Annotated in this window: 20 protein-coding genes; 4 read left to right on the plus strand and 16 right to left on the minus strand. The window is 40.4% G+C overall.

From position 1 onward, the window contains the following. Positions 1-257: 257 nt before the first annotated feature. Complete coding sequence (locus tag A374_RS03995) at positions 258-974, plus strand: class I SAM-dependent methyltransferase (protein WP_007200902.1); 717 nt, start codon at positions 258-260, stop codon at positions 972-974. A 170-nt stretch (positions 975-1,144) separates the two neighbouring features. On the opposite strand, the gene ppsA is transcribed toward A374_RS03995, so the two are convergent. Then, complete coding sequence (gene ppsA / locus A374_RS04000) at positions 1,145-3,760, minus strand: phosphoenolpyruvate synthase (RefSeq protein ID WP_007200903.1); 2,616 nt, start codon at positions 3,758-3,760, stop codon at positions 1,145-1,147. Positions 3,761-3,952: 192 nt separating this feature from the next. On the opposite strand from ppsA, the gene A374_RS04005 reads away from it, so the two are divergent. The 3 genes from A374_RS04005 to A374_RS04015 all read left to right on the plus strand — a co-directional run bounded on the left by A374_RS04005 (position 3,953) and on the right by A374_RS04015 (position 7,128). Continuing rightward, positions 3,953-5,020: an undecaprenyldiphospho-muramoylpentapeptide beta-N-acetylglucosaminyltransferase gene (locus tag A374_RS04005; protein WP_007200904.1), complete on the plus strand. Its 1,068-nt coding sequence runs from the start codon at positions 3,953-3,955 to the stop codon at positions 5,018-5,020. 530 nt (positions 5,021-5,550) lie between these two features. After that, positions 5,551-6,231 carry an NUDIX hydrolase gene (locus A374_RS04010; RefSeq protein ID WP_007200905.1) on the plus strand — a complete coding sequence of 227 codons (681 nt, stop codon included), beginning with the start codon at positions 5,551-5,553 and terminating at the stop codon, positions 6,229-6,231. Between the two features lie 126 nt (positions 6,232-6,357). Beyond that, a complete protein-coding gene (locus A374_RS04015; RefSeq protein WP_007200906.1) occupies positions 6,358-7,128 on the plus strand; it encodes a YwqG family protein in 771 nt (256 codons plus the stop codon). Positions 7,129-7,349: 221 nt separating this feature from the next. Here A374_RS04015 and A374_RS04020 read toward each other — a convergent pair whose 3' ends face one another. The 15 genes from A374_RS04020 to A374_RS04090 all read right to left on the minus strand — a co-directional run bounded on the left by A374_RS04020 (position 7,350) and on the right by A374_RS04090 (position 20,033). Further along, complete coding sequence (locus A374_RS04020; protein ID WP_007200907.1) at positions 7,350-8,114, minus strand: sulfite exporter TauE/SafE family protein; 765 nt, start codon at positions 8,112-8,114, stop codon at positions 7,350-7,352. 64 nt (positions 8,115-8,178) lie between these two features. Beyond that, complete coding sequence (locus tag A374_RS04025) at positions 8,179-8,406, minus strand: sulfurtransferase TusA family protein (RefSeq protein WP_007200908.1); 228 nt, start codon at positions 8,404-8,406, stop codon at positions 8,179-8,181. Between the two features lie 35 nt (positions 8,407-8,441). Then, positions 8,442-9,569 (minus strand): MBL fold metallo-hydrolase, encoded by a 1,128-nt coding sequence (locus A374_RS04030; protein WP_007200909.1) that lies wholly within the window; start codon positions 9,567-9,569, stop codon positions 8,442-8,444. Positions 9,570-9,813: 244 nt separating this feature from the next. Beyond that, complete coding sequence (locus tag A374_RS04035; protein ID WP_007200910.1) at positions 9,814-10,383, minus strand: sulfurtransferase TusA family protein; 570 nt, start codon at positions 10,381-10,383, stop codon at positions 9,814-9,816. Positions 10,384-10,561: 178 nt separating this feature from the next. Further along, entirely contained in the window at positions 10,562-10,945 is a 384-nt protein-coding gene (locus A374_RS04040) for a rhodanese-like domain-containing protein (protein WP_007200911.1), read from the minus strand. Positions 10,946-10,963: 18 nt separating this feature from the next. Beyond that, complete coding sequence (locus A374_RS04045; RefSeq protein WP_007200912.1) at positions 10,964-11,443, minus strand: DsrE/DsrF/DrsH-like family protein; 480 nt, start codon at positions 11,441-11,443, stop codon at positions 10,964-10,966. 124 nt (positions 11,444-11,567) lie between these two features. Beyond that, positions 11,568-11,828, minus strand: coding sequence for a metal-sensitive transcriptional regulator (locus A374_RS04050; RefSeq protein ID WP_007200913.1), 261 nt, complete (start codon positions 11,826-11,828; stop codon positions 11,568-11,570). A gap of 204 nt (positions 11,829-12,032) precedes the next feature. Next, positions 12,033-12,587 (minus strand): DUF3841 domain-containing protein, encoded by a 555-nt coding sequence (locus A374_RS04055; RefSeq protein ID WP_007200914.1) that lies wholly within the window; start codon positions 12,585-12,587, stop codon positions 12,033-12,035. 375 nt (positions 12,588-12,962) lie between these two features. Beyond that, the gene (locus tag A374_RS04060) at positions 12,963-14,360 is read right to left on the minus strand and encodes a bifunctional metallophosphatase/5'-nucleotidase (RefSeq protein WP_007200915.1); all 1,398 of its coding nucleotides are present in this window, start codon (positions 14,358-14,360) and stop codon (positions 12,963-12,965) included. Next, positions 14,360-15,226, minus strand: a complete 867-nt coding sequence (locus A374_RS04065; RefSeq protein WP_007200916.1) for an alpha/beta fold hydrolase — start codon at positions 15,224-15,226, stop codon at positions 14,360-14,362. The genes A374_RS04060 and A374_RS04065 overlap by 1 nt, the downstream gene beginning before the upstream one ends. Positions 15,227-15,350: 124 nt before the next feature. Next, on the minus strand, positions 15,351-15,689 hold the full coding sequence (locus A374_RS04070; RefSeq protein ID WP_007200917.1) for a DUF1801 domain-containing protein: 339 nt from the start codon (positions 15,687-15,689) through the stop codon (positions 15,351-15,353). 80 nt (positions 15,690-15,769) lie between these two features. Beyond that, positions 15,770-17,254, minus strand: a complete 1,485-nt coding sequence (locus A374_RS04075) for a class I adenylate-forming enzyme family protein (RefSeq protein WP_007200918.1) — start codon at positions 17,252-17,254, stop codon at positions 15,770-15,772. Between the two features lie 305 nt (positions 17,255-17,559). Next, positions 17,560-17,859, minus strand: coding sequence for a hypothetical protein (locus A374_RS04080; RefSeq protein WP_007200919.1), 300 nt, complete (start codon positions 17,857-17,859; stop codon positions 17,560-17,562). Positions 17,860-18,121: 262 nt separating this feature from the next. Next, on the minus strand, positions 18,122-18,547 hold the full coding sequence (locus A374_RS04085) for a GNAT family N-acetyltransferase (RefSeq protein WP_007200920.1): 426 nt from the start codon (positions 18,545-18,547) through the stop codon (positions 18,122-18,124). A gap of 349 nt (positions 18,548-18,896) precedes the next feature. Then, positions 18,897-20,033 (minus strand): stage II sporulation protein P, encoded by a 1,137-nt coding sequence (locus A374_RS04090; protein ID WP_007200921.1) that lies wholly within the window; start codon positions 20,031-20,033, stop codon positions 18,897-18,899. Positions 20,034-20,104 lie beyond the last annotated feature (71 nt).

Consider the following 20,104-nt stretch of genomic DNA (forward strand, 5'->3'; position numbering starts at 1 on the left):
AAATGAATTCTGCAAGCCCTGAATGCAACGAAGCTTATGATGTATTTAAATGCCTCAATCTTCATTTTTTAACCAAACGAATACACTACCTTTACTATACACCTAAACTTAACGAAAAACGGACAACAGACATCTTAAAACAATGATTAATACTCTCTTTAATACATAGTTAAAAATAACAAAAAAGGAGATTTATCTTACTTTATAGAATTTATAAGATAGCATTAAAAAATCATTTAGTTTGGAGAGAAAAAATCATGAACAATTCTGAGGTTATCTTAAACAACGAGGATGTAGTAAAAATGTTAGACTCGTTATTGCGAGAACCCGCACCTTTTTGGAATGAATTCTATACGGATCGCGAAAAGAAAATTCCGTTTTTCTTAAACTTACCGGATGAAAATTTGGTGAACTATTTTGAAAAGGGTTTACTAAAGCCTGGGAAGGTACTTGAGTTAGGTTCGGGTCCTGGAAGAAATGCTTTATATTTAGCGCGACAAGGTTGTGAAGTAGACGCAGTAGACTTGTCGCAAGAGGCTATCCAATGGGGCAAAGAACGAGCATTAGAAAATAAACTAAATGTACATTTTATTAATAATGACATCTTTAATATGGAGGTTAAAGAAGGTTCATATGATCTCGTATACGATTCTGGCTGTTTTCATCATATAGCTCCACATCGTAGAATGAGTTATATCGACTTGTTACATAAAGCAATAAAGCCGAATGGTTTCTTTTCGCTGATATGCTTTGTTGCAGGTGGTCGCTTGGGCGGTTCTGAAATTTCTGACTGGGAAGTATATAGATTACGAAGTTTAAACGGCGGTTTAGGTTATACCGAAGAACGATTAAAAACTATATTTAAAGACTTCCAACTTGTTGAGATGCGAAAGATGGAAGTGTTAGACGAGGAGAGCTCCTTGTTCGGTTATCCTGATTTATGGACAGTGCTATTTAAAAAAGTTTCTCTTTAATCTACAATATTAATAGGTAAAGATGCCTGGAATTTCCAAGGCATCTTTATGGATTGCATATCGATTTAGAAAATACGAGCATTTAGATCCCTCGCTGCGGTCCGCTGCCAACTAACTAGAGATCGAACACTCTGGGAGTTCTATTGTTTGAAAAAAAGTACGCTCGTGTCTTACACTATTTCGATATACCCTTCTGTTCCGTGTATGCGAATGCGTTGTCCGTCCTTGATCCGTTTGGTGGCATCCTCCACGCCTACAACAGCTGGCAAGCCATATTCGCGCGCGATTACAGCACCGTGAGTCATAAGCCCCCCCACCTCTGTAACTAAGCCTTTAACGGAACAAAATAGCGGCGTCCAGCTTGGATCAGTAAAGGCAGTGACGAGGATATCTCCCTCCTCCAAATGAGCATCCTCTACCTTCAAAATGACACGCGCTCGCCCTTCTACAACTCCGGAAGAAACCGCGAGTCCTACCATGGCGTGATCGGGAACGTTTTCTCGATTGTACTGACCTGAAATGATTTCTCCATCCGACGTGATGATACGTGGTGGTGCTTGTTTTTCATAAATCGTATATGCTTCTTTTCGTTTGTTGATCATGCTGCGATCGAGTTGATAGGTGCGTACCGCTTCTTGCAGCTCTTGGAACGTGAGATAATACATATCTTCTTTTTCATGGATGATGCCCGCTTCAACAAGCTGTTCCGCTTCCTTCAGCAATGCCTTTTTATACACAAAGTACCGACTAACAATATCGTACTTTGGATATTCGCGAAAGCCAATGAACTTCCGAAGAAGATCAATCATTTGTTTTGTTTCTGCAGCTTTCTTTTCACCATCAGGCAATTGGTGTAATCTGGCTAATAACTCCCGCTCCTTATCTATAGCTTCCTTTCGCCCTTTTTCAAATTTACGTTTACGTTCTCCAGGCGCAACGTTTTTAATGTTACTGAGGATCATGGGGATGAGACTACTTGGCTTTTCGTGCCAACGCGTTCTCGTTATATCAATTTCTCCAGCACATCGCATTCCATATTTATCAAGAAACGCAGCTATAGCCTCTCGTACCTGACGTCCACCTTGCAATTGAACAAGTTCATCAAAAAAGTGATCTTTTTTAACTTCTTGAAGAAAATGGACGATGTCGGGATAAGGACGAATGAGATCAGCAACGTCTAATAGTTCCAAGCCCATTTCAGAAGTAATGTTGTTAGGTACAGAAAGAGAAAGTGTGTCTGCCACATTTTTTTCACCTAACCAGTCATTCATGTGCTCATTGATCCATGCCGAGGCATGAATCGGAGCCATAATCACACCGAGTTGATTCAAATCGGACGCACGCTGTCGCCGCTGCTGCATATCGTCTAAAATACAGGCAAAGACATCTACTCCAGATTTCGCTTGAATCGTTTGTTTTAACGTAGCTAACGATGTCTCACTACTCTTCATCAAGTGGTCAACAATGTCTGGATCATTCCCTGCTTCGGCAAGAATCGCTGCAGACGACATTCCTTTATGACTTTTAATGGCGCCAGGCGCACTTTTGTTACCAGGCGTTAATTTAATAAAATCTCGCTCTATAATGGTAACAAGCGCATCTTTAATCAAGGGATCGGAATGTCCTAAGACACCTAATAAATTTTCCCGACCAGCACTTGTTTTCAGTCCCATCGTAATATCAACGAACAGCCTGCCACCGCTAACTTTAAACATGGGTTGCCCCCCTGTTAACGTCCAAATGGAAATCCCGAGCGGTTTAATAGGGTCAGTCATCATTTGCTGGTGGCCAACTGAGACATACACGTGATTTTCCTGGTCATTTGCCTCAGGCGTCGGATATAACGTAGTGATGGGTCGGCTCTGGACAATATAAAACGTATCCGCTGCCAAACACCATTCAATATCTTGAGGGCATCCAAAATGAGCCTCGATTCGCCTTCCGATCTTTGCTAGTCGCAAAATTTGTTCATCCGTAAGTGCTTGCTTCATTTGTTGATTAGATGTTATTTCAACCGTTTCTGTTCCACCTCCTTCACGTCCATAGATCGCGCGTTTTTTTGGTTCAATTCTCTTGTTGATGATCGCCTCATCTTTTACTTGATAGCCGTCAGCCGATACCATTCCAGAGACGAGTGCCTCTCCAAGTCCAAAACTAGCATCGATCGAGAGGATTTTTCGATTGCCAGTCATAGGATCCGCGGTAAATAAAATCCCTGAAGCATCTGAGGGTATCATCTTTTGCACAAGAACGGAGATATACATTTTATTGTGATCAAATTCGTTCATTATTCTGTACATGACCGCACGTTCCGTAAATAAAGATGCCCAGCACTTCCGAATCGTGTGAAGAATCGACTCCTTACCGATCGTATTCAAGTAAGTATCGTGTTGACCCGCAAAGGAAGCATGCGGCGAATCTTCAGCTGTCGCACTCGATCGTACTGCATAGGCATGTTCCTCACCCAGCTTGGAAAGGTAGGTAGTAACTTCATGAACAAGATGGGATGGGATGGTTGTTTTCATGATCTTTTGCCGAATTTCCCTAGAGAGCTCACGTATTGAATGCTGATTTTCAAGCGTTAGATCCATTAGCTTGTGTACTAATGATGAGATTGCTTCGTTTTGTTCAATGACTTTTTGATACGCCAAGGTTGTCACGCAAAATCCTTCTGGTACTTGAATTTCTTGCATTTTTGACAACTCGCCTACACGTAGCGCTTTTCCTCCAACTTGCATAAGGTGTGTTACTTCTACTTCTTTTACATCCACAACATAAGCATTCATTCGCATCGCCCCTTTTCAGTTATGTTCTATTGATTGTAGCAGTCGTACGTAAGAAGAAACAGTCTATAATAGCCATTTTTTGTATGGTATACTTAATGTAGGGGGAAATATTTTTACACCTGACTTACACGCCTCCTCCCCACTCATTTCGGTAAACTCGTTCTAACGAATATACATAAGGTAGGTTATTAGATGACGAAGCAAACGATTGTTTTTACAGGTGGTGGCTCTGCTGGCCATGTGACACCGAATATCGCGATTATGGATGAACTCGGCCGTGAAGAGTGGGATCTTCATTACATAGGCTCCAAACAAGGCATTGAAAAAGACCTCATATCAGCGCTTGAGATTCCTTATTACGGTATTAGCAGCGGGAAGCTTCGACGGTATCTTGATTTTCAAAATGTGAAAGACGCCTTTAAGGTCATCAAAGGCATCGCAGACGCTCGTAAAGTGCTAAAAAAATTACAACCGAAGCTCGTATTCTCAAAAGGCGGCTTCGTATCGGTTCCGGTAATCATTGCTGCTTCTCTCTTGAACATTCCAATTTACATTCATGAAAGTGATTTGACGCCTGGCTTAGCCAATAAAATTTCTCAGCGGTTTGCGACGAAAATTTTCACCTCATTTGAGGAAGCGGCATCTCATTTTCCAGCTCATAAAACGACGGCAATTGGCTCTCCGATTAGACAAGCCATCTTTGCTGGAGATGCTAAGCGTGGTAAAGCACTTCTTGGAATTACTAACGATCAACCAATCTTAACGATCATGGGTGGAAGCTTAGGTGCACAAAAGATTAACGAAACGATCCGAACAGCGTTACCTGAGCTTACGGCTCGCTATCACATCGTTCATTTATGTGGAAAAGGAAATGTTGATGAAACGTTACAACACATACCTAGTTACCAGCAATTTGATTATGTAAACAAGGAACTTCCTGACCTGCTCGCAGCGACCGATACAGTCATTACCCGCGGTGGTTCCAATGCGCTATTTGAATTTTTGGCGCTTCACATTCCGATGCTCATTATTCCGCTCACTAAACAACAAAGTCGTGGCGATCAATTGCTAAATGCCGCTGCTTTTACGAAAAAAGGCTATGCCCATACGTTAGAAGAAGAACAGCTAACAGCAAAAAGCCTTCTCCAAGCATTAGAACAACTTGAAGAAGGCCGTGACACGATGATTCAGCGCTTGAAAGCTTCTAATCAAGGTGATGCACTCTCAGAGCTTGTAAAGCAAATACAGGCCATTTCCTAACGTTAGAACAGCATCCAACGCTTTGTCTGCGTTGAATGCTGTTCGCTTATTTCCCGAAACGTTGTTTGATTTTCTCAAAAAATACGCCAATAAGTATAAAAAGAATACCGAATGCAAAACAAGCGCCGCTGTAATAAGAAAAGTGATCGTCGTCTAAATCGTTACTCCCCACGCCATGAACAAGTTCTGCTTGTGCTGTAAAGAGTGCTGTCGTACATAAAAATCTCCCCCAGATGCTACAGCCGCCGCTGTTCTTACAAGGTTCACTTTACACGACAATCTTTCCTGATCCGAGAAAAAGCGCATAACGTTACGAAAATAAATTGACGAAAAATCTAACGACCGCTAGCGATAACAAAATCGCAACTACAACATCACAGATTTTTCGAGTTATGCTTTTGGTTGCCTTTTCATTGCTCATAGCAGCCACCTATTCATCGATTATTCTCGTTCATTATACTACCTTTCTTTACAAAATATTGAATATACTGATAGATGAGGACTAACTACTTGAAAAAGGGGATTTTTCTATGTTTCATATGACTGAATGTAATGTACATAACTTAACGCTGGACCAACCGTTTTGTGCTGGCGTTGTGTTGGTACGAAATAATACGCTGACCGTAACCCTTAATACTGATCATATTCCTCATACCAATGCCCCTGTCTACCGTATTGGTGCCATCGGAGGCGGTCAAGAACCTTCTGAAACCGTCCATGCATGCGCGCTTCGCGAAGCGCAAGAGGAAACTGGATGTTCCTTTATCTTGCAGGACGCTGAACAAACGTATTTACATGATTTAGATCACAATGTCTCTAAAAAAATACACTGTACGGACGCCATTTCTCCTTATCTCATCCAGTTCAAAAGAAATCCACCTCCCTACACGCCCTATAAACTCGGCTTACCCGTAGGGCCTTATACTTTTTATGTCATGTTCAAAGCTACAACGTCTGCCCCTCGACTCTCTCCAAATGATGATGTACACGCTTTACTAGAATGCCCGCTTCAAAAATGGCCATATCTTGAGCAAGGCATAACCATTGCGCACGCCCTTAACCATGGTTGTACACTCATTGAAAAGAAGCAGTCACCTGTAGACAGAACAAGCTCATTATGGGTGCCACAAGATGAGTCCATGAGAATGGTCCATACGCTCCTTTTACAGAAATCACGTAAGAAAAAAACGTCTCTTTCATCTATTAATTAAACATAATATCATTATGTAAACTAAATATCTTTTATTGAATAAAATTTCACAAATTAAGGAAAAAGACCGTTGTTGTTTTACAAAAATATCCTTAGACTTAAGAATATACGAAAGGAGTGAACGTTTATGTTAGAAATTCCGCCATCGCTTGAAACCTATCGTACAGCATTTGAAAAAACAATTGTTCCTTATATTTCTTTAACGGTAACTGAGAAGAAACCTTCCATTTACAGTAGTAAATTCGGAGGAGATCCTTACCTTCCGCTTAATATAGACCATCCACTTGATGCAAGCGGAAACCCGCTCCATTTACTTGCACAACTTAACTTTAGCGAATTGCCACCGCTTACTCCTTTTCCACAACAAGGAATGTTGCAATTTTATATATCCATGACAGATGAAGTCTATGGAATAGACTTCGAAGAACCTACCAATCAAGCTAATTTCCGTGTACTGTATCATCCTGAAATAATTGAGGATGACTCCAAACGGGTGACTGATTTTTCTTACATACAAACGATACATGAGACACATGAGGATTATAGCTCCCCTCTTTATAAGGAATATTGCCTTCTTGCTCATGTAGAAGAAGAAGCAATCTCTAATGGCGATTATCGTTTTCAGTCTCTGATACCAGAAATGAATGATGACGAAGAAGAGGATATGATGGACGTCCTAGGTAATGACGGCCATAAAATAGGCGGTTATGCTTTTTTTACGCAAGAAGATCCTCGCACGTATTTGCCAGAAGGATCGTATGATGTCCTGCTCTTTCAGATGGATTCAATTGATGGCATATGCTGGGGCGATATGGGCGTTGGTAATTTTTTTATAAGCGCCTCCGACCTGCAAGCACTTAATTTTACAAACGTGCTATACAATTGGGACTGTTATTAAAAATCTGCTTGCCCAATAGAACGCATCATGGTATAGTAAGGATGCGATGAGCTTAGATGCATAAGACGAGATTGACGCGCCTTTTAGGCAAAGCACAAATGTGGAGTGCTGTCTCTCGCCGCATTACGCAGAGACGTCCGATTCATTCGGACGTCTTTTTCTTATTCAATTCAGGTGATATGAAAACGCGCTTCTCTTCCCTCTGCATTCGATTTTCTTCCTCAAACTAAACTCCACCAAATTTTAATAGCCGTTATTATTATAAAAGTTGCCAACATCCTCTGTAACCACTTTGCTTGTAAACGTTGGCCTACTTTAGCTCCAATTGGCGACGCAATTAGACTAACAATCATTAATACAATCGCCGGTATATATGGTACTTGATGCGTTACCAATTTTCCAATAGTAGAACCGATTGATGAAAGAAAAGTAATTGCTAAAGAAGTTGCAATCGTCGTTTTTGTAGGGATTTTTAATACAGCGAGCATAACAGGTACAAGAATAAATGCGCCACCAGCACCTAGTACACCAGCTACCAAACCAATCACAAATGAAAAGAATATAGCCCCACCCCTGTGAAATGTGACCTTTCCACTTTCTAGCGCCTCTCTTTTTGGTGTAAACATGAGCATAACAGCAATAAGAGCTAGAATGCCATAAACCAACGTAAGAGTTTGCTCTGAAAATTGATTTGAGCTATAACTACCAAGTAAACTTCCGACTACGATAGAAGATCCCATATACCCAATTAGTGATTTGTGTAAATAGCCGCTCTTTCGATAGGCTAGCATCCCACCAAAAGTTGCAAAGAGCACCTGAACCGCTCCCGCTCCCGTTACTTCGTGCGCCGTAAGAGCACCCACGCCTAATAATGGTGGAATATATAAAAGCATAGGATAACTAATAACGGAGCCCCCAATTCCAACCATTCCAGATAAAAAGGACCCCATAAAACCTAGTATAAAAAGAGTCAATAAAATAACCATGAAATTCCCCTCCCTCCCCTCTATTTATTAGAAAAGGGTATCCCTTAAAGATACCCCTTTGTCCTTAGCTTTTTTTAATCCAAAATACAAGCACATCACCTTGGTTCGTAAAATCAACTAATTCGTTTCCTGTCGATTTACACCACGCAGTTAGATCATTTTTAGCACCCTGATCTGTTGCTTGTACTTCTAATACTTGACCTGGTTCAAGTGTATGAATGGCTTTCTTCGTTTTGACAATCGGCATTGGACATGCTAGTCCTTTTGCATTTAACACAAGATCTGCTTTCATTTTCAAATGTCTCCTTTTCGTCTCGTTATCGTTTTTTAGCGAACTGCACAACGGTTTGGACCAATTTCCATCGTTCGTTGTTGTTCTTCGTCAGGTTGCTGTTTTCCCATATTTGTTTCCCGAATGTCTTGATAGGCATTTGGTTGAGGAGGTAAATGGTTAGTAACCATTTGTCTGAAAGTCAATTCATTCTCCACTTGTAGTCCGTGATTCTCTTTAAATAATTGGCCAAGTGGCTTTTGAATGGAACCATCTTCGTTCATTTCTTCCATAATCATAAAATGAGCTGGCAAAACAATGAGGGAGGGTGCTAACGCTTTATATCGCTCATATAATGTCTCTCGCAAATCACCGACCCAGTCCTCAGCCTTTCCCGCTAAATCCGGACGGCCAATGGAGTCAATAAATAAAATATCACCTGATAACAAATAGGTGTTTTCAATGATAAAAGAAGTGGATCCAAGCGTATGACCCGGTGAATATAATGGCTGAATTGCAATCGTAGTTGAACCAATAGTATACGTTTGTCCTTCTACTAATGGTTCGTAGTTAAAGAGTACATCTGTTGCATCCTTTGGCGGTAAATGATACGTAGCATTTACTTTCTCAGCAATCGCTCTACCGCCTGAAATATGATCAGCATGTAAATGTGTATCAAATACATGCGTAATCGTTGCCTTTTTTTGTTGAGCAAAGTCTATATACACATCAATTATGCGCGTCGCATCAAATAGAGCGGCTTCGCCTTGAGATAGTAACATGTACGATAAACATCCTTTGCCCATGCGAACAAATTGATAAAGTTCACCTCCACCCGTCACATTGCCAATTTTAACGGGCTCTAAATGTTCACTCCAAGCTTTCATGCCTCCTTTTAAATAAGCAACATCACGCCCTGCCTCACTCAACATATCAGCTACCATGACAGATGAGCCCTCTTTCGCACATACAACAAGTACTTCCTGATCATTTGGCAAAATAGGCAAGAGGTCCTCCACACCATCAAGTAATTCAAAATAAGGAACATTATGATGGGTTATGCTTGCTCCTTCTATTTTCCAATCCTTAAAATCACGTTCGTTTCTAACATCTAGCACAAAGACGTTTTCTTGATGTAGTATTTTTTTCGTTACTTCTCCTGAAGCCAGCGCTTTTACAGTCATTTTTTCAATTCCTTTCGTTCGTTATATCAATACCAACATGGACATCTTTACCAATCAAGAAATACACCGCTTCGTTCCTTTAAACCAATTCTTTTTCGTAAGTCCGCTATGATCTATAGTCCACGGTGTTTTCAATAGCAAGCACATTGCATTTATTTCCTTTAGATACTTCACGTATTCAAAAATTCTACGGTTCAGATGTAGTCCAGTTCCCTCTTATTTACTGCGATGCGTTGGACGTTACTTATTCTCCTTTTTTCTCTATGACACCGGCATAATGCATCATTCCCGGAACCACATTCCATAATTTCGTAAACCCTTGATCCTTCAATTGCTGACCTGCTACTTCACTTCTTCTTCCCGAGTGACAAATAAGATAGATTGGTTGAGTCTTTGATAGCTCGACTGCCCGACTTTCAATCTTATCAAGCGCAATGTGAAGGGCGCCTGGAATGTGTCCCGCTTTATATTCATCCTCTTCTCGTACATCGAGAATAAGGCCGTCTAACGCATTTGTTAGCACCATATGTTGAAACTGTTCTAATGGTTGTACCGGAATCTGCTGCCCTTTTTGTTCAGAAGACGCACCACCTTTTCGTAAAAAATGGTGAAGAACTTCCCCTTGTGACTCTAAACCTAAATACTCATGACCTGTGCTCTTCGCCCATGCTTTTAAATCAGCGGTTGAACCTTTATCTGTAGCTAAAATTTCTAAAATATGTCCTTCATCTACCTCCTTCATTTTCTTTTTTGTTTTAACAATCGGCATCGGACATGCCAATCCTTTGGCATCTACTACACTATCTGCTTTCATACATCGTTCCTCCTTTATACCCGGGCGGGTATATTGATTTGTAAAAAAATGAGTCAATGGCTCGCTGTATCTTTGCATGAAATGCTAACTAACTACATCCTCCAAAGTCGCGTTTAGCGTCTCTTCTTGTCTTCCCTTCATCACTTACTAAATAAAGGAGAATTCATTTCATACCAACTCATTGTGTTGATCCTCTCCACTTATTCATGCCACCTTTAACATTCACAATGGTTGTGAAACCGGATTTTTTTAATTGCTGACTTGCCTTCATACTGCGCATGCCACTTTGACATAGAACGTATATTGGCTGATTTTTAGCAAGGGTGGCCATTTTTGTTGTTAAAGTATCAAGTGGTAGATTTTTAAACTCCCGAATATGTCCTCGTTGATATTCACTTACACTACGAACATCAATGTATTGATGGTTAGATGAGCTTTCTACTATCGATTGAAGTTGCCTCGTCGAAATCTGAGAAATTCCTTTACTTGAAAAAAAGCGAAAATATAAAAATAGGAATAGCGCACCAATTACTACGAGCGTTACGATTGTATTGGGGATCATCCTCTTCACCTCCTTTCATCAAATAAATAAATTCACGTTCCCTTCTTCGGCACCGGCAAGGTATGCAGCAACACCGGCCAATTCAACTGTGTCCAATAGCTCTTCTTTTTTTAAACCAAGCAAATCCATTGTCATCGTACATGCTACGAGATGAATCTCTTGATCTTGAGCCATTTCAATCAATTGTGGCAAACTTAGCGCATTATGTTTCTTCATCACTTTTTTAATCATTTTAGGACCCATACCTGCCATGTTCATTTTTGATAATGTCATTTGATCAGCACCGCGAGGCATCATTTTACTGAACATTTTCTCTAAGAATCCTTTTTTCACTGCTACGTGTTCGTCTTTTCTCAGTGCATTTAACCCCCAAAACGTATGAAAAATCGTTACTTTATGATCATACGCCGCTGCTCCGTTGGCAATAATGTAAGCGGCCATTGCCTTATCGTAGTCTCCGCTAAATAAAATGATATTCGTTGATTTTTGTGTAGTCATATTCACCCTCCTAATACCCAGTGGGGTATATTTTATTTTAAAAAAATAGATACATATACCGGTAAGGGTATAATAAGTTAAATAAAAAAATCCGTCAACCCTTTTGTTTGGGTGAGGAATTTTTTTACCGGCTTTTCACTAATAAGTTGACTGCTTCTTGCACTAATTTTTCGGTATCTTCCCCATTTGCCATGCTTTCACGCACACAATGTTCCAAATTAGCACTTACGATGACACCCATTACACGATCAATAGCACTTCGAGCAGCAGACAATTGCATGACCACTTCTTTACAATCCTTATCTTGTTCAATCATACTTAGTACACCTTTTATTTGTCCTTCAATACGGCGTAAACGGTTTTTTGTTTGTTGATTATATTCCATCTTTGACATCCTCCCCTTCATACATCGTATACATCTCATGTGTGTGAACTACATAACAAAAGGATTGCTATTTATTACGTATATTATACTACCTAGGGTATAGAGTCAAATCAAACAAACTATGTATAAACCCCTTGTTTAGTTGTACGTAATCAGATTATGTAAACAAAAGAACGTCTATTAAATAAACGCCCTTTTGACCCTTTATTTCTTTTTCATATACCGTGGATATTGCTTGGGAATAAACCGATATACTTTTTTTACCATATCCATTGTAATAAATGGTGTGACCCCTTGAATCCAATCGCTAGGAAATTGACGCTCTCTACTAGGATCCGTCATCTTTTCAAGATCAAAGATTCTTGGCCACGTTGCTTGAATTTGTTCTGTGGACCATTCGTTGGTAGTATAGTCTTCATATTCTTCTTGTGTCAAAAGCACAGGTTCATCACTTAAAGGAAAATGCCACGCATCAAAACAAGAAAATAAGATGTGTTCTTCAGGAATTTCTAACTTTAAGATAACCGATTTCTTACCTGGTGGCTTTAAAAACAACTCATTGCGTGACGGTTGTCGTTGCCATACCCAGATAGGTGGTGTGACACCATCATAGGATGGATGATTCAGTTGCAACTGCTTCATCATCCACTCATAATGCACTTTATATGGTTCATAAACGTATGAGGCATTGCCTGTACACATTCCTGACGTTCGCATTTTATCATACATAGAAAAAGACATCACATGATAAACAATCATCCGCTCTCCCCTTCCCTTTAGCAGTAACAACTGCTGTTATTATTACTATGACGATTTCTTATCATGTGACACGATTTCTACTGTCCAAATTCACACGTACTTACTGATGGCTTTTGTTCACTATATTTTATGTGAGGAGAAACGAGTTGAAGGCAAAAGCACTTACAGATCGAAATCTTGGTGACGTCGACTGTACTTCTGAGAAAAGAACTTAGTAAGCCAAGTAACGTAGTAACCGTCACTTATACAAAGGAAAAAGATGTCATCCAGCTTCACTTTGTGATTCGTACAGACAGGGGCGCATCCCCTGTTAATGTAAAAGCACGCTAAAAAAAGCGAGACCTTGGAGATTATTTCTCTAGGTCTCGCTTTCTATTAGGAGGAAGCAACCACTTCCTGTTCACTTAAAACAAAGCGATGCTCATAGGCCTTTTTAACCCACTTCTCTTGTGTTGCATACATACGCAATACGTCTTTTAGTTCTTCTGCACAATATGTAGGATTTTTGTAGTGATGGAGCATTGTATAGACCGGACAACGCTCGGTATGATCTGATGTTGCCACCTCATACCACTGCTCGTCTTTCACTTCCTCTCCTCCGATTGTAAAGGAAAGGAGTTCTGTTCCATTATGACGAACACAACCACCTGATATATGCAACCGCCCTGCGTAAATACCGCGAAAGCCCGGTGCACGTGCTTCTTGTAAACATTTCGTAGGCTCAAGTGTCGCTGCTAGTGCTTCTTTTAACTGTTTTCCTTGAATGGTTACACGCGTTGGATTTAGCGGAGACGGGCAAATTTCTATTAGTTTCTTCATCGTTATGGTATCAAAACAGCCGCCATTTACTAATCCGCTACCTATGATGCTAAACTCACAGTTCAATAAATCTCGCAAGCCATCAGCTAGTAGATTCGTCATCGGATTTTCTTCCATCATATCATGCCAGAGTGGCTGCGCTAGTTGACTGAGCGGCTTCTGAAGGCGAGTGATTGCTTTCTTCTTATTTGCCGCTAACACCGCGAGAATCTGTTCATCCTTTTTAGCCGTTGCGGTTGAGATCGTAGCACTATGAAGCAAAACGACACCGCTAGTAGTTACCTCTATGTCGATTAGGCCGACATGTTGACCAAAAGCACCAGCGCTATGAATCATCACGCCATTTTCCATACGTGGTGTCTCATATAATTGGTGATCATGGGCACTGAGGATAAGATCGATGCCTTCAATCTCACGCGCAAGTTCATGATCTGCCTGCGTCCCAATATGATTTAAAACGATACAGACATCATACAACTCACGATACGTGGCGAGTACCTTTTTAAGCGCTTCCTTGTAACAGGTAATCGTAATTCCGAGACCCTCATTAAACGGGCCTTGATCGGGCGATGACCCTGTAAGTAAAAAACGAATCCCATTAATTGTTCTTATTGTCGCTGGCAAGACCCCTGTAACCGGTGTATGATCTAAATTGTGTATATTATTACTTAAAAACGTAACCTTTCCTGCATTCGCCATCTTTTGTAAACGATCTAGTTTTCCGAAGCATTCATTGTTACCAATCGTAAGCGCGTCATAGCCTAGAGCATCTAACAATTCAACAGCGGCACACCCATCTGTTCCTTGCAATTCAATGCTTCTAAAGTCTGCAAAATCCCCACCGTCGAGAAGGAGAGTGTCACCTTTACGATGTTCTTTAATGACGGTCGCTGCTTGCGCAAATGCCTGAAAGTTACTATGAATATCATTTGTATGTAGAATCCGACACTTCATTATGAACGCTCCTTCTTAGGCAGTTTTAAAAATTGTTGCACTTGATCTAAATATTCTTCGGGTTCTTGACGAAACGGAGCATGTTCGCCATTCTCTATAATACGCAGCGTACTATTCGGTAGCAATTCATGAAACGTTTCGCCATCTTGGTAAGGCACGCTTTTATCTTTTCGTCCCCATATAATGAGCGTTGGTGTCTTCATTTCAGCCGCTGCAATGCGTAACCGTCTTGGCCACTGTTGGTGTAACTCTTTTAAATGCGCCTCATCCTTTCTGTTATTTTTCACCGCCTCTTCTTTATAAGGTGTCGGCCGACCGACAGAAGCGAGCGAACTATCCAATTGCGGCTTTGGACTACTTGCTCCTTTCGTTAGTGATTCTGCCCCTGTTGCATCGGTTAAAATAAGCTTTTTAATCGCATGTGGATACAAATAGGTAGCATTTAAAGCAATTTCTCCGCCCATTGAATGACCTAATAAAGTAAATTGTTTGTAGCCAAGCTTGCGCATTAATTTATAATACAAATTGGCTTGATTCGGAAAAGAGTAATAAAAATTCAGCGGCTTAGACGAACGCCCAAATCCTAAAACATCAACCGCGATAATCGTAAAAGATTGCGAAAGACCTGGGTAAATTTTCTGAAACCCATCTGATGAACCACCGTACCCATGAATCATGAGCAATGGCGGTTTCTTTTGCCCGATTTTTTTAAAATAAATACTCTGCCCGTCAATTTCCATCATTTGATCTTCGGTATGCAGTCGTTGTTCTACAACATTTTTTACGTTTGATAAGTCTTTAGAGGAATCCGAACAACTCGTTAATGATAGTAATGATACACTTGTTAGTAGTAATGCCTTCTTCATTCATCCACCTCATTTATAGATTCCTACTTAGTGTAGCAATATTTGTAAGGTAATGAAAGTTCTAGTGAATCAAGAAAAAAGAAGCATTGCCTGGCGTTAGGCGAACACTTCTGAATAGATGGTGCTACAAATTGTGACTTGCTTGTCGTAGAAGTTGAGCAAGCATGTCGTAATCTGGCTTGTCACCTTCTCGGATTTTTAACCATTTACGTTCCGCCGGTCCTTCGAATTCTTTTGGAACGTCAAGCTCTTTGGCGTTCATAATCATAAAAGCAATAGCATCTTTGGAGGGAGAAATGACCGCCGCATACTGACCATTTTTTAAAAAGTGAGGCTTTTTATATTGAATGCGTTCTTGTGCCTCTGGAATGCTTTCAAAGACAACTTGTCGTAACTTCTGACACAGCTCTACTTTCCATTCTGGCTTTAAATCTTTTATAAATGTCGCCACTTCTTGACTCATAAGTACATACGCCTCCTTCTTTGACTCTATCCCTTTCTTCGCCATTGCTGTGACCATTCCTTTTTTTGTGACGCAATCACTTACAGCTCTTTTACAAACGCCTTTAACACTTCCCCATTCTCATTTCTCGGTAAAGCAGCGACAAAGCGGAAGATGCTAGGCTGTTGATGGGGCGCTAAATAGGTGGAAACATATGTCTGCATCGCTTGTTGTGTGACCGTGATCCCTTCTTTTGTAACAAGCACAGCTTTTAGCTTGTTGTCCTTTTCATTATGAGAAATACTAACGACGGAAGCGGCAACAATATGAGGATGCGCGGCAAGGACTTCTTCAATTTCTCGTGGGTACACATCCATTCCATTCAGCGTAATCACGTTTTTTTTACGATCGACGATAAAAACATAATCATCTTCGTCTCGATAGCCAATTTCTCCGGTTGCAAACCATGGCTTTTCAAACGAAAATGGGAATATCTCTTTATAATACGTACTCATACTATCGCCTCGTAACATAAGTTCACCGTACTCATGAGCTCGTGTTTCTTTTCCTTCATCATTCACTACAGTCATTTCCATAGAAATAACGGCTTCTCTCCCGATACTTCCCATCTTCTCAGCATGTTCATACGGTCGCAAAATCGTCCCATTGGCACCCATTTCCGTTACACCATATACGTGATAAAGCCTTTCTACTGGAAATAGGCGCCTTATTTTTTCATAAGTGGACGTTGTCATCCTTCCTCCACCATAAGCAAAAATATTAATAGATGGAAAGCGATCCGGTAAAGCGTCAGCGTCGTAATGATGGGCCATTTCAGAATAACACCTAAGATCTGCGTAAGTGATCGTTGGCTGTTCCTCCTGAATGACCTGTACAAAACGTGCTGGTGAAAAAGGATGAAGATGATGTGAGCTCCCAGCATACAAACCGGCTAAGAAAAAACAATGCAAGGAGGTGCTATGAGAGAGCGGCATCGTGGAGAGGACAGAATCAGCAGACGTAACCTGAAATTCATAGGCAAAGCTAGTGGCAACCGCCATCACTTGCTCATGTGTTACGACTACTCCGTTTAGGCATTCACTTTTATCTTCGGTAACCATTATGGCGCATGTCGTTTGATTAGAAATCGTAAGCTCCAAATTTTCATCTGAAAATACATGGGCCCGCAATAACAAATCTTCAATAGAATAGAATGTCGCAGGCAACGTAACACTAGAACGTTGCAGTGAGGTATAAACTCTATCTTCACACAATAAAAAGCGAACATCAAACTGATCGAGAAGAGAGATTGTTTCCTCCGTAGTTAAGTGGCAAGAAATCGGCACAGCAACCGCTCCAATTTTTAATAGCGAAAAATAGGCGTAAACAAAATGTTCATTCGTATCTGCAATGATTCCCACATGATCGCCATAACTCACACCATACGTTAGCAAAAGATGGGCGAGTTGATTGCATGTTTGATTCCATTCTTCATAGGAAACACGCACATGATCGGTTACGAGTGCTTCCTTGTTCACATATTTACGTGCATTTCGTTCAAGCCATCCGTGAAGAGTTGCCATCATTAGAACCTCACCTTCTCAATGATTTTTCCCTCATACATGACATTTGACATTTCACTGCATAATCCTTTAGCGATAAATACATTTTTTTCTAGTTTTTCGCGTTCTTCACGCCGTTTAGCAGCGAAATCATTGTATACTGGAGACTCAATTGAAGAGACAGTGGTAGGCGAAAGACCGCTATGCCAAGTAGTAGGACACTTCGTAGCCCTCGTATAAAAGGATAGCGCTTTGTTCGTTCTCTAGATCTGTTATGAGGAATTAATAACAGAAGAATAACCCTATCGACGTGTCGATAGGGCTTGTAGTTAAAAACTGACTTTAGGCTGCCGTAGATGACGATAAACACCGTAACCTAACAAAAGAACGAGTAGGAAACAAAGACAGGCCACGGCTGGATAATACGATGTTTTAAACGCATAGAGAACATAGTCAAAAAATGATAAATGAGAACGCGAATACGGTTGTGAGGAAAAAAACAAATAGTCTTTATACCGAAAATCAATCGCAAGATAGCGAGCTGTACTATAAGATAAATAAGAGCATACAACGAAAATACCAGCTAATGGACCCATAATGAGCATGTATATAATGGTTAGCGGCTTCATGCGTGCTGTTCCTCCCTTCGTTGTTTTCCTTATTATACGGGATGCAAACTGTTTTTATTTTCTTTTGTAAAATTTTCTGAATATATTAAGTAGAAAAGTTTTATATAAACGATAATTTTTTTCAACAGCAAACAGACCAAAAGTGTACTTGGTCTGTTTCAACAAAATCTTATTTCTGCATTTGCTTTGACAAAAGCTCTATTCCTTGCAGTCCTCTTCCATCATAGATACGGATGATCAATCATCAGTATCTATGTACTACTTAAACGAACTTTTTTTTCATGATCACATGCGGAATCGCATCTTCTAAAAAAACAGCTGAGCATGTTTCATAACCAAGCGAATGATAAAATCCTTCCGCTTGTGTTTGACCATGTAAATAAGCACTTTCTACTCCTTTTTCTTGAGCAGAACGCTCTAATGTACGTACAATAAACTGACCAACATGCTGGCCACGTGCCTCTTTTTGTACACAAATGCGTTCTAATTTACCTTGATTATTCACAATACGTAAACGACCACAGCCTACCGGCTGATCGTTTTGTGTAATGAGCCAGTGCTCAGCGACCTCTTCATACTCATCAAACTCTAAATCCGCTGCAACGCCTTGCTCTTTTACAAAGACTGCTTCTCTGATCGCAAAGACCGCTTCTCGTTGTTCAGCCGTTTCCACCAAGATTGCTTTCATGGGATCCCGCCTTTCTCTCTCCTAAAAAAAATAAGTACCTTCTGCTATCCTATCACATTTATGAAGCCTCGATCCTTGTTTACTTAAAACGACGGTGTGTAAAAAACGCACTGCCTAACAAGCAAAGGGAAACGAATATCCGTTGCGTCTATTTATAAATAAATCCGCAGTGATTCATATGTTCTCAAATAAAAAATGTGCCACTGTTAGAAAATACGTAATGTATGAAAAAAGCAAGAAAACAGCCGGCACTAAACCCGCTGCTAGCTAGCAATCCATTTCCATCCAAAAAAGACGATAACAGCAAAACCGGATAGGAAGGTGATTCCGCAATCACCTTCCTTCCTAGCTATTTCACTTCTCCATTTACTTTATCTGCTTGCCAAAAATAACCACTAAAGACTTCTGCAAAGGCATCGGCTGTGCGGTGCAATTCAGCGGCATCATTATCAATTCCGCCCATTTCTACGAGCATTGCCTTTTCTGATAAGTCTTGATTGTATACGCCATTTCCTTGAGTGCGATTTTTTATAAGCACACCGCGACTAATATGCGGGTATTTTTTATTTAAGCGTTTATGCAGCTCTTGAGCAAGTTGAAGATTTTTTTCATAATCTGGGTTTTCACGACCAACGATGAAAAAGAGACGAGCGTACTCTTTATTTTGAATCGAAGTCGTCGTTAATGTTCGTGGCTGTGAATCACGATGCATGTCTATTAAGTAAGATAGCGAAGCATTGTTTTTCATAGCGGTTGTTACATCTTCTCGTGACATCGCATAGGATTTTGTAGTGGACCAGCCGCGTTTGGAAAGCTTTTCTGCAATGTTTGAAGCGTCATGCTCCACACCAATTCCATTCGCTTCTAGACTTTTTTTTAAATAATCTCCAACTGCAATAATATTCGTTTTCTCATTACTACTCGTAAACTTCCCGTCTTTCAGCAAAGGACGAAAGGATTCAAAGCTATGCGAATGATAAATATAAACAACGCGTCCTTTCGTTTTAATAGCTGCCGGTGGTTTACTTTCTTCTTGTTCATTGTTGGCTGGGTCTTTTGGTTCATTAGGTTTTAACACTTCTTGTAAAGGTAAAGTTTCATCAATCGGCAAGGTGGAATAATTGGTCCCTTTTCCGGCAATGTAAATTTCAGAATCATAAATGGCGAAGCCCGGTAGCTCTGTTCCAAGCAAGCTTCGTGGATCGCCTGTCCGCAAATTGGTAGCTAATTGTAGCATAACGGAAGACAGCGAAGGCGGCTTACTTTCTTTTGGCAACACCTGAGTGTAATATGGATTTTCCATCCCCATACTGTAAATCATGGCTTCTGTTGAAAAATCTTGAAACCATTTTTTGACGAGTGAAGAGGAAACAGAAAATTTAAATTCACCCGTTGATACGACAATCGCAACAAAAAAAAGCAAACCGGCTAACCAACCGATACGAATTAACGTAAGAATCCCTTTACTCTTCTTAGTAGGTTTCATAGACTCTCCCCTTGTCTGTAGAGGTATCGTTTCTTCTCTACTAATCTCTATTCACAAATGAGAGAGTTTAT

The sequence above is a fragment of the Fictibacillus macauensis ZFHKF-1 genome (assembly GCF_000269865.1).
Classification (GTDB): Bacteria; Bacillota; Bacilli; order Bacillales; family Fictibacillaceae; genus Fictibacillus_C; species Fictibacillus_C macauensis.

Coding starts and splice junctions, on each gene's coding strand:
- A374_RS04015 (WP_007200906.1), top strand. CDS start 6,358: ATGTTAGAAATTCCGCCATCGCTTGAAACCTATCGTACAGCATTTGAA.
- A374_RS04090 (WP_007200921.1), bottom strand. CDS start 20,033: ATGAAACCTACTAAGAAGAGTAAAGGGATTCTTACGTTAATTCGTATC.
- A374_RS04005 (WP_007200904.1), top strand. CDS start 3,953: ATGACGAAGCAAACGATTGTTTTTACAGGTGGTGGCTCTGCTGGCCAT.
- A374_RS04020 (WP_007200907.1), bottom strand. CDS start 8,114: ATGGTTATTTTATTGACTCTTTTTATACTAGGTTTTATGGGGTCCTTT.
- A374_RS04040 (WP_007200911.1), bottom strand. CDS start 10,945: ATGATCCCCAATACAATCGTAACGCTCGTAGTAATTGGTGCGCTATTC.
- A374_RS04055 (WP_007200914.1), bottom strand. CDS start 12,587: ATGATTGTTTATCATGTGATGTCTTTTTCTATGTATGATAAAATGCGA.
- A374_RS04075 (WP_007200918.1), bottom strand. CDS start 17,254: ATGATGGCAACTCTTCACGGATGGCTTGAACGAAATGCACGTAAATAT.
- A374_RS04035 (WP_007200910.1), bottom strand. CDS start 10,383: ATGAAAGCAGATAGTGTAGTAGATGCCAAAGGATTGGCATGTCCGATG.
- A374_RS04060 (WP_007200915.1), bottom strand. CDS start 14,360: ATGAAGTGTCGGATTCTACATACAAATGATATTCATAGTAACTTTCAG.
- A374_RS04045 (WP_007200912.1), bottom strand. CDS start 11,443: ATGACTACACAAAAATCAACGAATATCATTTTATTTAGCGGAGACTAC.
- A374_RS04080 (WP_007200919.1), bottom strand. CDS start 17,859: ATGAAGCCGCTAACCATTATATACATGCTCATTATGGGTCCATTAGCT.
- A374_RS04010 (WP_007200905.1), top strand. CDS start 5,551: ATGTTTCATATGACTGAATGTAATGTACATAACTTAACGCTGGACCAA.
- A374_RS04085 (WP_007200920.1), bottom strand. CDS start 18,547: ATGAAAGCAATCTTGGTGGAAACGGCTGAACAACGAGAAGCGGTCTTT.
- A374_RS04065 (WP_007200916.1), bottom strand. CDS start 15,226: ATGAAGAAGGCATTACTACTAACAAGTGTATCATTACTATCATTAACG.
- ppsA (WP_007200903.1), bottom strand. CDS start 3,760: ATGAATGCTTATGTTGTGGATGTAAAAGAAGTAGAAGTAACACACCTT.
- A374_RS04030 (WP_007200909.1), bottom strand. CDS start 9,569: ATGACTGTAAAAGCGCTGGCTTCAGGAGAAGTAACGAAAAAAATACTA.
- A374_RS03995 (WP_007200902.1), top strand. CDS start 258: ATGAACAATTCTGAGGTTATCTTAAACAACGAGGATGTAGTAAAAATG.
- A374_RS04025 (WP_007200908.1), bottom strand. CDS start 8,406: ATGAAAGCAGATCTTGTGTTAAATGCAAAAGGACTAGCATGTCCAATG.
- A374_RS04050 (WP_007200913.1), bottom strand. CDS start 11,828: ATGGAATATAATCAACAAACAAAAAACCGTTTACGCCGTATTGAAGGA.
- A374_RS04070 (WP_007200917.1), bottom strand. CDS start 15,689: ATGAGTCAAGAAGTGGCGACATTTATAAAAGATTTAAAGCCAGAATGG.